The sequence below is a fragment of the Nostoc sp. genome, from assembly GCF_036917455.1.
Taxonomy (GTDB): Bacteria; Cyanobacteriota; Cyanobacteriia; order Cyanobacteriales; family Nostocaceae; genus Nostoc.
Window position 1 is genome coordinate 1 of the sequence record NZ_JBALDK010000129.1, and the last position, 506, is coordinate 506.

The window sequence follows — 506 nt, forward strand, 5'->3', positions numbered from 1 at the left end:
TCTAATCCTTTCTTTTTCAGTTCATTCAAAATCATACCGATGCTAGCATCAGTGTGGGCTACTGCACTTACCAGGTCAGGACGGGCATTGCCATCTTTGTCAATCCCGCCACCATTAAATTGAGAGGCAGTCTCTTTCTCGCCGACGCTGACAGCTTGGAAATTCAAGCCAAAAATTGCCGGAGTGCCTACTTTGATCGTACCGGAATCGTTCAATCCATCAATCTCGTTTAATATCTGCTTAACCTTGAGATCGTCGTAGGCTGAGGTTGTTGCCACACTTGTGAATTGGTTGGCGCTAAAACCAACAGGTGGAGCTTTAAACAGAGCCGGATTACCCTTTGTCCCGTCGTTAAAGAAAGTGAATGTGATTTTAGAGTTGGTATTGGAGTAAGGAGTACCTGTAGATTGATCGACTAAAGCCCCAAGGGTGCTTGGGAGAAGTCCTGGCTTAGTTGGATCAATCGCCACTGCCGCGTTAATTTCTAGTGAGGAGTAATCGCTAAT

1 pseudogene is annotated in these 506 nt (G+C 45.7%); it reads right to left on the bottom strand.

Annotation, left to right across the window (positions count from 1 at the left end):
* Positions 1 to 506: pseudogene (locus V7K42_RS13540) on the bottom strand (calcium-binding protein); the annotation flags it as partial.